The organism is Flavobacterium algoriphilum (assembly GCF_048158655.1).
GTDB classification, from domain to species: domain Bacteria; phylum Bacteroidota; class Bacteroidia; order Flavobacteriales; family Flavobacteriaceae; genus Flavobacterium; species Flavobacterium algoriphilum.
In genome coordinates, this window is record NZ_JBLNKY010000006.1 from 1 (window position 1) to 13,869 (window position 13,869).

General features: G+C 34.8%; 10 protein-coding genes and 2 tRNA genes. 5 read left to right on the top strand and 7 right to left on the bottom strand.

The annotated features are described in order from the left end of the window. Together ACM55G_RS10995 and ACM55G_RS11000 are read left to right on the top strand one after the other, a co-directional pair. The coding region (locus ACM55G_RS10995) for a gliding motility-associated C-terminal domain-containing protein (RefSeq protein ID WP_416843981.1) at window positions 1-1,018 on the top strand (1,018 nt) is incomplete at its 5' end. Between the two features lie 50 nt (window positions 1,019-1,068). Further along, window positions 1,069-1,977, top strand: a complete 909-nt coding sequence (locus ACM55G_RS11000) for a PorP/SprF family type IX secretion system membrane protein (protein WP_416843982.1) — start codon at window positions 1,069-1,071, stop codon at window positions 1,975-1,977. 522 nt (window positions 1,978-2,499) lie between these two features. On the opposite strand, the gene ACM55G_RS11005 is transcribed toward ACM55G_RS11000, so the two are convergent. Both ACM55G_RS11005 and ACM55G_RS11010 read right to left on the bottom strand, forming a co-directional pair. Next, a tRNA-Met gene (locus ACM55G_RS11005) sits at window positions 2,500-2,572 on the bottom strand. 31 nt (window positions 2,573-2,603) lie between these two features. Then, window positions 2,604-2,676: transfer RNA gene (locus ACM55G_RS11010), tRNA-Met, on the bottom strand. A 117-nt stretch (window positions 2,677-2,793) separates the two neighbouring features. On the opposite strand from ACM55G_RS11010, the gene era reads away from it, so the two are divergent. Both era and der read left to right on the top strand, forming a co-directional pair. Next, window positions 2,794-3,675 (top strand): GTPase Era, encoded by an 882-nt coding sequence (gene era, locus ACM55G_RS11015; RefSeq protein ID WP_416843983.1) that lies wholly within the window; start codon window positions 2,794-2,796, stop codon window positions 3,673-3,675. 278 nt (window positions 3,676-3,953) lie between these two features. Next, the gene (gene der / locus ACM55G_RS11020) at window positions 3,954-5,264 is read left to right on the top strand and encodes a ribosome biogenesis GTPase Der (RefSeq protein ID WP_416843984.1); all 1,311 of its coding nucleotides are present in this window, start codon (window positions 3,954-3,956) and stop codon (window positions 5,262-5,264) included. Window positions 5,265-5,452: 188 nt separating this feature from the next. Here the strand turns inward: der and ACM55G_RS11025 are convergent, their stop codons facing one another. Then, complete coding sequence (locus tag ACM55G_RS11025; protein ID WP_416843985.1) at window positions 5,453-6,202, bottom strand: DUF2490 domain-containing protein; 750 nt, start codon at window positions 6,200-6,202, stop codon at window positions 5,453-5,455. Between the two features lie 112 nt (window positions 6,203-6,314). Between ACM55G_RS11025 and ACM55G_RS11030 the strand changes: the two genes are divergently transcribed. Further along, a complete protein-coding gene (locus tag ACM55G_RS11030; RefSeq protein WP_416843986.1) occupies window positions 6,315-9,131 on the top strand; it encodes an outer membrane beta-barrel protein in 2,817 nt (938 codons plus the stop codon). A 94-nt stretch (window positions 9,132-9,225) separates the two neighbouring features. On the opposite strand, the gene ACM55G_RS11035 is transcribed toward ACM55G_RS11030, so the two are convergent. From ACM55G_RS11035 to ACM55G_RS11050, 4 genes are all read right to left on the bottom strand, one after another. Then, complete coding sequence (locus tag ACM55G_RS11035) at window positions 9,226-11,814, bottom strand: TonB-dependent receptor (RefSeq protein WP_416843987.1); 2,589 nt, start codon at window positions 11,812-11,814, stop codon at window positions 9,226-9,228. A 242-nt stretch (window positions 11,815-12,056) separates the two neighbouring features. Then, a complete protein-coding gene (locus ACM55G_RS11040; RefSeq protein WP_416843988.1) occupies window positions 12,057-12,470 on the bottom strand; it encodes an RrF2 family transcriptional regulator in 414 nt (137 codons plus the stop codon). Window positions 12,471-12,624: 154 nt separating this feature from the next. Beyond that, window positions 12,625-13,431: a TPM domain-containing protein gene (locus tag ACM55G_RS11045; protein WP_416843989.1), complete on the bottom strand. Its 807-nt coding sequence runs from the start codon at window positions 13,429-13,431 to the stop codon at window positions 12,625-12,627. Next, window positions 13,431-13,868 carry a TPM domain-containing protein gene (locus ACM55G_RS11050; protein ID WP_416843990.1) on the bottom strand — a complete coding sequence of 146 codons (438 nt, stop codon included), beginning with the start codon at window positions 13,866-13,868 and terminating at the stop codon, window positions 13,431-13,433. The genes ACM55G_RS11045 and ACM55G_RS11050 overlap by 1 nt, the downstream gene beginning before the upstream one ends. Window position 13,869: the final 1 nt, after the last annotated feature.

Below are 13,869 nucleotides of genomic sequence, written 5' to 3' on the forward strand. Positions count from 1 at the left end.
AGCCTGTTGGGAAACTAGAAGTTTTGATACCACAACTTGTGCTTGGAAAACAACCGGCACACAGCCAGCAGAACCAACCACGGCATTAGCCTGTTGGGAAACTAGAAGTTTTGATACAACAACTTGTGCTTGGAAAACAACCGGCACACAGCCAGCAGAACCAACCACGGCATTAGCCTGTTGGGAAACTAGAAGTTTTGATACAACAACTTGTGCTTGGGTTAATGACAATACAGCGAAACCTGCAGCACCAACGAAAGTAAACTGTTGGGATACGTACACTTTCAACACCACAACTTGTGCTTGGGATAATGACAATACAGCGAAACCTTCAGAGCCAGCGAAAGTAAACTGTTGGGATACGTATACTTTCAACACCACAACTTGTGCTTGGGTTAATGACAATACAGCGAAACCTGAACCAACATTAATTGAAAAAACAGCGTGTAATAGGGACAGCGCTATGACTATAGATTTAAATAGTGAACTATCTCCCGAAATACCAAACAATGGAACTTGGATTAACAACAGTAGCGCAGTATTAAACGGAAATAGATTCTCTCCTTTTAATTTACCTGATGGAATTTATAATTTTGAATATAAATATCAAACTGTAAATGATGAATGCACTAGAAGTATATTTTTAAAAATAACTCTTTCAGATAATGATTGTGGTATTGTGTTAGGTTGCGGTATAATTGACGTTCACAATGCCTTCTCTCCAAATGGAGACGGTACTAATGAAGCCTTTGTTATCGAAAATATTGAAAGTACATTGTGTTACCCTGATAATACTGTGGAGATTTATAATCGTTGGGGCGTTTTAGTTTATGAAACTAAAGGATATGATAATACCAGTAAAGCTTTTACAGGTTTTTCTAAAGGTAGAACTACAATTGGTCAATCTCAGGAGTTGCCAGCTGGAACCTATTTTTATATATTAAATTACACTTCTATTGGTGAAAATAATCAAATTATGACTAATAAAAAAGATGGGTATTTATACCTTGCAAGATAAATCTGATTCCTGAGGGCTAACAAAACCCTCAGGTTTAAAAAACAAACTAAATGAAGACAAGAGTACTATTATTCGCCTTGCTGTTTACTGGAATTATAAGTTATGCCCAACAAGATGCCCAATTTTCCCAATACATGTATAACACTATAAATATCAATCCCGCTTATGCAGGATCAAGAGGAGCCTTGAGTATATTTGCCTTACATCGTACACAATGGGTTGGACTCGATGGAGCACCTGTTACAAATGCAGTTTCAGTCAATACTCCTATAAATAATAGTAACCTAGGGTTAGGTGTTTCTATCATTAATGACAAAATTGGACCAACCCATGAGAATACTATCTCGGCTGATTTATCTTATACCATTCCTACTTCAGAAACTTTCAAACTTTCTTTCGGTATCAAAGCAACTGCCAATTTGTTTGATTTAGATGTTACACGACTGAATCCTGTTGATGATGACCCGACTTTACATGATTATAATAATAAATTCTCCCCCAATATTGGAGCAGGGATTTATTATCATTCAGACAAAGGGTATGTAGGTTTATCAGTTCCTAATTTAATAGAGAGTAATCGTTATGATGATAATGAAGTGAGAATTTTCAAGGAAAAAATCAATTATTACCTTATTGCGGGATATGTGTTTGATTTAAATGAATCAGTAAAATTTAAACCTGCGTTACTTACCAAAATGGTTCAAGGTGCACCACTTCAAGTTGATGTTTCAGGGAGTTTTATGTTTAATGATAAATTTATGGTTGGAATTGCTTACAGATGGAGTGCTGCTTTGAGCGGCATGGTTGGTTTTCAAGTCTCAGATAGTTTATACATTGGATATGGCTATGACAGAGAAAGAACTAATTTAAAAAATTATAATTCAGGTTCGCATGAAATATTCTTACGCTATGAAATATTCAACAGTATCGATAAAATTACAAATCCAAGATTATTCTAAAAATAATTATTATGAGAATTATATACTCCTTTACCTAATAATAGTAGTTGTTTTCTATATAAAACAAATCTAAATGGTCAGAACTGCGAAGCACATCACGAAGGCCAATATTTCGATAAAATGTTAGTAAAACCAAATAGAACGATCTTCATTATTATTTGAACTATATCCCGATATCAAAAAGCATAGAATTTAGCGCAAGATTTGAGAAATATCTTTGAGAAAACAACCGATAAAATTATTGGACTTTCAAGGTTAGCTTAATGGCATGATAAAGTAAATCAATCTGGGTTTAAATCTTTCAATGCTAAAATAAAAGCTTTTAGAGCGCAATTTAGAGGTGTTAGAAACGTTGCGTTTTTCCTTTTTAGATTAACTAATATTGATGCATAATTTTTAGCGCTCCACAGGTTTCCGGATTGATCCATTAGTAAATTGTTAAGTCGAAAGAAAATTTTAGAAATTTTACTACGATTTTGCTACAACAAAAAAAAGCTCCAGATTTCTCTGAAGCTTTTTTAGTAGCGGGAACTGGACTCGAACCAGTGACCTTCGGGTTATGAGCCCGACGAGCTGCCTACTGCTCTATCCCGCGATGTGCGTTTGTAATTTCAATAAATTCTTAGTAGCGGGAACAGGACTCGAACCTGTGACCTTCGGGTTATGAGCCCGACGAGCTGCCTACTGCTCTATCCCGCGTTGTTTCGGGTGCAAATATACGACGAAATTCGAGACTTTCAACAAAAAATTAAAAAAATGTTTTATTTCGTCTATTGGCTTGATATGTCTACCTTTGCAAAATAAATTATAATAAAAATGTCACATAAAGCAGGTTTTGTAAACATCATAGGGAATCCAAATGTTGGGAAATCAACATTAATGAATGCCTTTGTTGGAGAAAGATTATCAATAATCACATCAAAAGCACAAACAACACGTCATAGAATTTTGGGAATTGTAAACGGGGAAGATTTTCAAATGATCTTATCGGATACGCCCGGAATAATCAAACCAGCATACGAAATGCAGGAATCGATGATGAATTTCGTTAAGTCGGCTTTTGAAGATGCTGATATCCTGATTTATATGGTTGAAATTGGAGAACAAGAGTTGAAAGACGAAGCGTTTTTTAATAAAATAATCCATGCCAAAATTCCTGTTTTATTGTTGCTGAATAAAATTGATAATTCAAATCAGGCACAACTGGAAGAACAAGTGGCTTTCTGGACTGCGAAAGTTCCCAATGCGGAAATTTTCCCAATATCGGCCTTACAGAATTTTAATGTGCCGGAAGTTTTTGGACGAATCATTCAATTGTTGCCAGAATCTCCAGCTTATTACCCAAAAGATCAATTGACAGACAAACCGGAACGTTTTTTTGTCAATGAAACGATCCGTGAGAAAATCTTGTTGAATTACAGTAAAGAAATTCCGTACGCAGTAGAAATTGTTACTGAAGAGTTTTTTGAGGATGAAAACATTATCAGAATCCGTTCTTTGATTATGGTGGAGCGTGAAACGCAAAAAGGAATCATTATAGGTCATAAAGGTGCTGCTTTGAAAAAAGTAGGGATGGAGTCTCGTGCTGATTTAGAAAAATTCTTTGGAAAACAAATTCATATTGAGTTGGTGGTGAAAGTGAATAAAAACTGGAGAAGCAACGCGAATATGTTGAAGCGTTTTGGGTATAACCAATAAGAGAAGTATTCAGTGTTCGGTTTCTTAGTGCTCAGCTCTAAAAACTTTACGATGAATGATATTAGAATTCGAAATGTCCTAGCCCAGATGGGAACGGCATCCTTTTATGTTTTTCTTTAAAACATAAAAGATAAAGTGGACAGCTGGAAATAGCTCCTAAAAAAGCATTAAAAATTTAGATTGAAGTCGCAGTTAGCGTGCTTTTTAGCTGAATACTTAAAACTGACCACTGGAAACTAAAAAAAGCATACCTTTGCAAAATATTTGAAAATAGGATTATGAATAACATTGTTGCCATTGTAGGAAGGCCAAACGTAGGAAAATCGACGCTTTTTAATCGATTAATCCAAAGAAGAGAAGCTATTGTAGATTCAGTTTCGGGTGTAACCCGTGATAGAAACTACGGAAAAAGCGAATGGAACGGAAAGGAATTTTCTGTTATTGATACGGGCGGTTACGTACGTGGGTCAGATGACGTTTTTGAAGGTGAAATTCGTAAACAAGTAGAACTTGCTATAGATGAGGCTGATGTTATCATTTTTGTAGTTGATGTAGAAGAAGGGATTACACCAATGGATGATGCTGTTGCGAGATTGTTGCGTAAAGTGACTAAACCGGTTTTGCTTGCCGTAAATAAGGTGGATAATGCGATGCGTGAGAAAGATGCAATTGAGTTTTACAACCTTGGTTTAGGAGAATATTATACGTTTGCTAGTATTTCTGGAAGTGGAACTGGGGATTTATTGGATGCATTGATTGATGCTTTTCCGGTAAAACCAGAGCCAACTCAGGAAGAAGTTGTATTGCCTCGTTTTGCAGTTGTAGGTCGTCCTAATGCTGGAAAATCTAGTTTTATCAATGCATTAATTGGTAAAGACAGATATATTGTTACTGATATTGCGGGGACAACCCGTGATTCTATTGATACAAAATTTGACCGTTTTGGGTTCGAATTTAACTTAGTTGATACGGCAGGAATTCGTCGTAAAGCGAAAGTGAAAGAAGATTTAGAGTTTTACTCGGTAATGCGTTCCGTTCGTGCCATTGAGCATGCTGATATTTGTATCTTGATTATAGATGCTACTCGTGGTTTTGAAGGCCAAGATCAAAGTATTTTTTGGTTGGCTGAAAAAAATCGTAAGGGAGTTGTAATATTAGTAAACAAATGGGATTTAGTTGAAAAAGAAACGATGTCAACTCGTGATTATGAAGCTAAAATCAGAGAAGAATTAATGCCATTTACGGATGTGCCTATTCTTTTTGTTTCTGCTTTAACGAAACAACGTTTATTAAAAGCATTGGAAACTACTGTAAAGGTTTTCGAGAACAGACAACAGCGTATTGCTACTTCAAAATTCAATGAGTTTATGTTGAAAGTGATTGAAGCATACCCACCACCAGCGACAAAAGGAAAATATGTGAAAATTAAATATTGCATGCAATTGCCAACACCAACTCCACAATTTGTGTTTTTTGCGAATATGCCACAATATGTAAAAGAACCTTACAAGCGTTATCTGGAAAATAAAATTAGAGAAAACTGGGACTTTTCAGGAGTGCCAATTGACATTTATATCAGAGAAAAATAGTTAGAATCCCGAGAAATCGGGATTTTTTTTGGTTTAAATTTATTTGATGGAAAATGGAATAAATCTAATCACTTCTTTTTCTAAAGTTATCATAGGATAATCTTGAAAGTTTTAGAAGTTTTGTAATCATCATACAGTACAGTGTAAATCATAAACAAGATTAATGGTATACCAATGCAATATTTATCCTAAATAGTTTTAACCTTTTTTTGTACTCTTAGTTTGTGGAAGATACTAAACCGGATAATGTCTCTATTAAAATAATCTACTCCACTGGCCCGTTGTTGAAAACTGTTTAAATAGCCAAGTTCTACAGCGAAATTTTTGTTAATACCATATTGTATAGCACCATAAATCCTATTTTGATCAAAAGTGTTTTTGATTATTTTTTTACCAAAATTAATCAGTAATTCATCGGAGACTATTGCTTTTAAAAATTGGGTTTCTTTTTTCCAAAAAGTATATTCACCTTGGATGCGGTATCTAAATCTCCACGAAAAACTGGTTCCCGATAACAATTCTTGTTTATTCGCATTATGAATAAATCGTTCTTCCAGTTGAAAACGCTGATTCAAAGTAATTTTTTCCAAATTTTGTTTCCAAGTAATATCTTGTTGTACTCTATATTCGGGGATGTTAAAATCATAATTTAATTCAGGTTCTTGAGTAGCGACAGAAAAATAGGCAAAACCAACTCCTGTCTCTAAATGGTCGTTTATTTTATAGCGTCCTTGCACGCGTATGACATATACATTTTCGGTTACAGATTTTAGAAAAATCCTATTGTCAAATTCAGTATTTAATGACCATTTGTTGTTTAATGTCAATTGGTTATGATATCGTGTCCAAAGCAAGTTTTGATGGTTTATGTTTTTTTCGGTTTGTGCATTGGATATACTGCAGACTAAGAACAAGAAAAGAATTTTGATTATTTTCATGAAGTTTTATTCAATTTTTGGCAAATTTACATAAACTCTATAAAAATGATAGGATAGATTAAACCTTTTATTCATTTAAGCATCTTATCACTTTATCTAAAATAAAGTTTACATGTCTAAATTCTATGCTTTTTTGGTTTTATTACTATTTTGTTTCTCTGCTAATGCCCAAGATGAGTTTACTATTAGAGGAACAGTCCTTGATGTTACTACCCAGATTCCTTTACAGGCAGCAACAGTTTATTTTTCTAACGTAAAAGATTCTACAGTTTTAGAATATGCTACTACTGATAAAAATGGTCTTTTTAAAATTACGACCAAGAAATACGATAAGCCAGTTTTTTTGAAAGTTTCCTACATGGGATACCAGAGTTATGTTGAGGAACAAAAGGAGATTGCAGAGAATAAAGATTTTGGTAAAGTCTATTTATTAGAAAGTGTAAATGCATTAGCTGGTGTAGTTATAAAAAGTGAAGCTCCTCCCATTCGTGTAAAAAAAGATACATTAGAGTTTAATGCTAATTCTTTCAAAGTGCGTCCAGATGCCAATGTAGAAGCCTTATTAAAACAATTGCCCGGTTTTGAAGTGGATAGTGATGGTAAAATTACAGTAAACGGTAAGGAAGTGACTCAGTTTTTGATAAACGGGAAAACTTTTTTTGACAGAGATGGGGCAATGGCTTTGAAAAACCTGCCAGCCGAAATCATTAATAAAGTTCAAGTTTCTGATTTCAAAACCAAAAAAGAAGAATTATCTAAACAAGAATCAACTTCAGATTATTCGAGTATTAATTTAACTATAGATGAAAAGAAAAACAAAGGTTTTTTTGGTAAATTTTTGGGGGGATATGGCACAGATGATCGTTATGAGGGCAGTTTTGTAATGAATTTTTTTAATAACAAACAAAAAATAAGTGTTTTAGCTTCTTCAAATAACATTAATTCTACCGGGTTTTCTATGGATGAGGTATTTGATAGCATGGGCGGTGGTAGAAACAGTAGAGGAGGAGGCAGTGGGGCTTCAGGAAGCGGTAAGGGAATTACCCAATCTAATTCGGCAGGATTCAATTATACCGATGAATGGTACAAAGGTTTTGATGCCACTGCAGGATATTCTTTTTCGAATACAGTTACTGATAATGAAAGTAAGTCGAAACAAACCAATTTCTTGCCTATGGGTAACTTCTCCACCGAATCGGAGTCGAAATCAAGAGATGAGAATACTGGAAATAAGGTGAATTTGGAGTTTGAATATAAAATTAATCCAACGACCCGAATTGCTTTTATGCCAAAAGTGAATCTGTCAAATTCTAATAGTAATTCTAGTGCTGAAAGTTTATCCAGAGGTGAAGATGATGAACTTTTAAACGAAAGCAGATCAAAATTATATAGAGAAAATAAATCAACTAATTTTGGGAACACGATAAACTTTAATAAAGCTTTCCAAAAAAAGTCTCGTAATTTAAGTTTTGTTTTCACTAATAGCAATACCAATAGTGGCTCAGATGCTTTAACGGAGTCTAAAACTATTTTTTATCAAAATGGACAATCTGATGACGAGAGAAATCAAAAGAGTAAAAATGAAAATACGTATGATTCCTACTCAGCTGATATTGAATATACAGAGCCGATAACCGATTCTATACGAGTTCGTTTTGGTTCTGATTTTGGATGGACGAAGGAGATTAAAGATTTGAAAACATTCGATTTTGAGGATAATTCTCAATCGTATTCAGTTTTAAATGAGTCCTTGTCTAATTTTATTACTTCCGGTCAAAATTCCATTAGTCCAAAAGTAGGCATTACTTTAGAAAAAAATAAATTTACGTTTAATTTGAATTCCAGCACTTCCATTATTGATTTCAATAATCATTCATTATACTTAAATAAAGCAACCGATTTGAATAAAAAATATGTGTTGCCCTATGGAAGAGTGCAAATTAGATACAAGTTGGACCGTTCAAAATTTTTTACTTTGCGATATGATTATTCTAATAGTCTGCCTTCTTCAAGTCAATTGCTGGCAGTACAAAATTTAGCTAATCCTTTGAATACGATAATAGGGAATCCTAATTTGAATCCTAATGCAAAGCATAGTGCCAATATTAATTTCAGGAATTTTGATTTTCGTACCCGTTCTGGTTATAGTTTGTTTGTAAGGGGAGATTATAATAATAGTGAAGTGGTTTCCATATCGGTATACGATGCCAATAGAAAAAGGACTACGACTTATGAAAATATTTCAGGAACATACTCTACAGCTATTGGAGGAAATTGGAATCAATCCATAAAAAGAGAAGCACATTCGTTCCGATATGGGATTGGTTTAAACGGTAGTTTTTCTTTGGATAAAGGTTTTACCAATGGCGTTTTGTATGGTGCTAAATCATTAGGGATTACACCAAGGGTATATTTGAATTATGATTATGGGGAATTATTGACCATAGCACCATCGTATAGTTTATCTTACAATGAATCAAAATATTCAAATTATGTAACCGATGGGACCTCAAATGTAGTACACCGAATTAATTTACAAACGACCAGTTATTGGCCTAAAAACTGGATTTTTGGAAATGATTTCGGATATACCTATAATTCTAGAATTGCAAGTGGTTTTAAGAAAGATTTTTATTTATGGAACACCAGTTTGTCTTACAGCTTCTTTGCTAAAAACATGATTGCGAAAGTAAAAGTGTATGACGTTCTAAATCAGAATCAGAGTTTTTCCAGAACAATTTCGGCTACTACAATTCGTGATGAGGAAAATACAATTTTAAAACGATATGCCATGTTTTCACTAACCTATAAAATTCAAGATTTTTCGGGGATGAAGAAGCTTCCAAGAGCTGAAAATAGAGGGCAAGGAGGATCAGGAGAAGGAAGAGGAGGACCAGGAGAAGGAAGAGGAGATTTGATGGGGAATTAAAAAAAGCGGTTGTAAATTAAATTTGCAACCGCTTTTTTTTGCTATATATACACCATGTAATAGCGATATTTGAGAATTTGGGATAGAAAATTTACTATAATGAATAACGAAGGGTAATGCCATAAGTTTTTTGGTCTCCTAATACACCAGCATATTGCCCAGCATTACCACCCGCAGGTAATAATTGTTCAAAATAATCCTTATTCAATAGGTTGCGCCCCCATAAGTAAACTGATAAACCTTCTGAAGCTCGGAAACCGATACGACCGTTAAGTAGCGCATAAGAATCAACTACTAGATACTTCGAAGGAGACGCACTTGAAGAAAACGAAGAGCGATAGTACGTGTCTAAGGCTAAGAAGAACTTCCCTACATTACCAAATAATTTACCCGAATCAGAGATTTCACCTCCTAATGATCCTGCCCATTTTGAGATACCAGGAAGGACACTACCTGAAATATCCTTAGCATATATTGCATTATTATTTGTATCTTTTAATCCTGTTTCTTCCATTGGCAGTGGTGCATTCTTGAAAGTTACATGTTTACCATCTGTGTAAGATACGGCACCGGTAAACGATAGATGTTTATTGACAGTAATACTAGCATCAAGCTCAGCACCGCGTACACGTACTTTTTCTGCGTTAGCAAGATAACCACGGTTTAGACTCACATCAGGACTTTGAACCAGCGTTTGAAAGTTTTTGATGTCTGTATTATATAATGTGAAATTCAGTATAGTATGGTAAAAAGGTGTGGTTTTTACTCCCAATTCAAAATGATTTACTTCTTCAGGTTTTATTTCAGCAAGTGCTAGAATCGGACCATTAGCATCGGTAGGTATCCCACCGACATTAACACCAACAGGTTTGTAACTTCTCGCATACGTTGCAAAAGTATTGACAAGGTCAGTCGCTTTGTAAGCCAATGTTAAGTTTCCGGAAAAGTTGGTGTCGTCTACATCCACTTTGAAAGCCTGATTAGAATAAACCTTCTTTTTCAAGGCAAGTAAAGCTGGATCAGTTGTTTGAAGACCTCCGTAAGTTTCTCTACTGTAGTCCAATTTTTTCTTGTCATAATTATATCTCAGACCAGGCAGTAAGTGAAGACCTTCAGTAATTTCCCAATCAAGTTGACCAAATATTGCCCCACTGAATGTGTTGAGTGTGTTTCGGGTTTTTATTCCATATCCGTCTAAAAGTCCAGGTGTTTGCCATAATGAGTAGCCATTAGAATCGTTTGGTGTATCTTGAGAAAAACGCCACTGAGCGGATCCAGCTTCTTCTATCTGGATAGGATCTGCTTTAAGTTGCTGCCCGATAGCGAATATACCAATTAAACCGCTTAACCTATTGGAGAAATCTCCTGCATAACGAACCTCTTGTGACCATTGTTGATGTTTTGACGTGGCTTGAGATAATTTAAGTACTTGAAGGCCTGTAAAATCTCTATCATTGGATGGGTCCCAATTCCAATATCGCCAAGCTGAGGTTGAAGTAAGTGTTCCTTCTCCAATTTTAGTTTCTACATTTAGTGATATACCTCCTAAATCTTGTCCGGAACGCCAAGGAGTATCATGGTCAATCTTACGGTCGAATGGATTTTGACTTGGAAGGCTATAATATAAATCAGAAATAATCTGATTGAATTGTCGGTAGGCGGCACGTTTTGTTGGGGTAACACCAGCAATAACTTGCGCATAACCATCCGGACGTTGACGCGAGAAATCAGCAGCTAATGTGATATCGGTATTTTCTGTTGGTTTGTAAAGCAGCTGCCCTCTAACTCCTTGATTATTCAGATCGTTTACCGATTTTCCGGTTGCAACATTTTCTATTAGACCATCACGTTGCGTTCCTGAAAAAGATAATCTTCCGGCAATTTTTTTACTTAAAGCTCCAGTGATAGAAGCCTTAGCCTGAAGGAATCCATAGTTTCCAAAGCTAACCTCCAAGTTGGCACCTGAAGTGAAACTAGGTTTGCGAGTGGTTACGTTAAAGGCACCAGCAGTCGTATTTTTACCAAACAATGTACCTTGTGGTCCACGTAATACCTCAATTCGATCGATATCAATAAAGTCGAGTGTTGTGGCAGCTGGACGCGCATAATAAATCCCATCAACATAAAAACCCACACCTGGATCGATACCATCGTTAGTAAGTCCAAAAGTGGAACCCAGACCACGAATGTTAATAGTTGTGTTTCTTGGATTTGAAGAATATAGCTGAACTGATGGGACTAATTCCTTCAAACGATTTACGTTGAAAGCTCCTGCTTCCTCAGCCTGTTTGCCACTTACAACAGAAATTGGAATGGGAACATTTTGAGCTTTTTCTATACGACGTCTGGATGTGATGACTACTTCAATAAGTTGATTCTCCTCCGAAAGGATTATTTCTAAAGGGATATCTTGTAATTCAGTAATTGTAACTTCTTTAGATTTATATCCCACATATTGTATAATAAGCGTAAAAGGAATTTTTCCTTGGGTATTAATAGTAAACTTGCCGCTGGAATCCACAGTAGCACTATATTTAGTGCCTTTTAATACGACATTAGCACCCTCTAGGGGTGATTTTTGGCTATTCGTTACTACTCCAATGACAGCGGTTTGTGCAAAAGATGGAGAGAATATGAATAGTATTAATAGAGTTGTAATTATTTTTGTGAAATTAGTTTTCATTATATTCTTATTATATGTAATTAGTAGAGTTTTGGTTAAATTTTTTTTACTAGCACATACACATCATTTCATCATTCTTTTTACTTGCAAGTACTTGTTTATTTCTTATTTGTTCATTTAAAATAACGAACGTGTTTAAGTACGTTTTCATATGTTTAAAATTGGATTATTAATTATGCATTAAATTCTATGTAAATGTATAACTAATTCTATGAAAATAGTAGAGTTTAAAAAATATTTTTTTATTTGTTAACTAATGAGGAAATTGTAATGCCTTGCATAGCCTTTAAGGTCTCGTCTCTAATAGTCATTAATCCGTGCCTTAATAGGCATTCAGGCTCACTTTTACAATCAGAGCAGGGTTCGTAAAAATTTAATGAAGCACAGGGAAGTAATGCAATCGCACCATCAAATAATCGATGAATATCGGCCAAAGTAATATCGTTTTTTGATTTTAAAAGATAATAACCACCAAATTTACCTTGTTTACTCCCTACAAAATGTCCGCGTTTTAAGTCCAATAAAATCTGTTCCAAAAACTTTTTTGGAATATTGGCAGCTTCAGCAATTTCAATAGTTCTTGAAATGTGATTTTCGTCTTGTTGCGCTAAAAACAGTAATGCCTTGAGGGCATATTTGGCTTTATGTGAAAGCATTTATAATTATGTTTTATAATGTAACTTTTAAATGAGATGCAATTTCAAATTTATAAAATGAAAGTAAAACAAACATAAACTATTTTAATTTGTAATGCTGATTTTTTGAATGTATATCTAAGGATATGATTAAATAAGCATACTTTAAATTGATTTACCAATCTCCACCAGATCCACCACCAGAGAAACCTCCGCCACCAAATCCACCACCGAAGCCTCCTCCGCCACCGCCAAAACCACCACCAGAAGAGCCTCCAAAGCCGCCGCTGTTTCTGCCAAGGCTACTAAGAATAAGAACATCAAGCAAACTAGGTCCGCCACTTCTGTTACCAGAATTTCCACCTCCACCTTTATTTCTTGAAATGAGCACCAGAATAATAATGACGATAACTATAATTGGCATAATTGGAAAACCTTTCTCTTTCCCTTTGATTTGTTTTCTTTCTCCTTTATATTTTCCTTTAAAAACATCAATTATAGCATCGGTTCCTTTATCAAGTCCTTTGTAATAACTTCCGGTTTTAAATTCTGGGATAATAATAGTTCGGGTAATTTCACCTCCAATTCCAGCTGTTAAGCGATCTTCAAGTCCATAACCTGGAGAAATCCATATTTTTTTTTCGGCTTTAGCCAATAAAATAAGGACCCCATTATCATCTTTTGCAGTCCCACCGATGCCCCAAGTTTGTCCCCATTTGGGAGTAAGAATACCAATATCTTCGCCTTTAAGGCTTTCGATAGTAATAATAACTATTTGGGTTGTAGTAGAATCAGAATATTTGACTAGTTTTTCTTCTAATTGTGCTTTTTCGGTTGCACTTAAAATTTTAGCATAATCGTAAATGGAAGTCTGAAAACTAGGTTTTTCAGGAATTGTAAATTGGGCAAAAGTAATTTGTGTAAATAAAAGACAAACTAATAGCTTAAGGAAAATTGGGTTATTCTTTTTTTGTAATTGCATTATCCTTTAGATATTTCGTTTGATAATTCATTCGTATCGCCTTCTAGCCAAGGAAAATATTTCTGCAATTGCTCACCGGCTCTAGCAATTCCATCGATAAGCCCTTTCTTGAAATCTCTTTTTTTGAACCCAGCCACCATGATATCACGAGTACAATTCCAAAAATCATCTTGAACCACATCATTAATACCTTTGTCACCACAAATTACAAAATGCCTATCTTCTATTGCTAAGTAAATTAAAACACCGTTTTGAAGTTCAGTTTCGTCCATTTTTAATTCATGAAAAACTTCCATTGCGCGATCATACGCATCAATGGAAGTTGTTTTTTCTATATGTACTCTAATCTCGCCAGAAGTGTTTTTTTCCGCCATGCGAATAGCTTCAACAATTGCTTGCTCATCTTCTTTGGTTAAAAAATCTTCTACTTTTGACATT

Excerpts from the sequence above, each read along its gene's own strand:
- ACM55G_RS11000 (WP_416843982.1), top strand. The coding sequence starts at position 1,069 with ATGAAGACAAGAGTACTATTATTCGCCTTGCTGTTTACTGGAATTATA.
- era (WP_416843983.1), top strand. The coding sequence starts at position 2,794 with ATGTCACATAAAGCAGGTTTTGTAAACATCATAGGGAATCCAAATGTT.
- der (WP_416843984.1), top strand. The coding sequence starts at position 3,954 with ATGAATAACATTGTTGCCATTGTAGGAAGGCCAAACGTAGGAAAATCG.
- ACM55G_RS11025 (WP_416843985.1), bottom strand. The coding sequence starts at position 6,202 with ATGAAAATAATCAAAATTCTTTTCTTGTTCTTAGTCTGCAGTATATCC.
- ACM55G_RS11030 (WP_416843986.1), top strand. The coding sequence starts at position 6,315 with ATGTCTAAATTCTATGCTTTTTTGGTTTTATTACTATTTTGTTTCTCT.
- ACM55G_RS11035 (WP_416843987.1), bottom strand. The coding sequence starts at position 11,814 with ATGAAAACTAATTTCACAAAAATAATTACAACTCTATTAATACTATTC.
- ACM55G_RS11040 (WP_416843988.1), bottom strand. The coding sequence starts at position 12,470 with ATGCTTTCACATAAAGCCAAATATGCCCTCAAGGCATTACTGTTTTTA.
- ACM55G_RS11045 (WP_416843989.1), bottom strand. The coding sequence starts at position 13,431 with ATGCAATTACAAAAAAAGAATAACCCAATTTTCCTTAAGCTATTAGTT.
- ACM55G_RS11050 (WP_416843990.1), bottom strand. The coding sequence starts at position 13,868 with ATGTCAAAAGTAGAAGATTTTTTAACCAAAGAAGATGAGCAAGCAATT.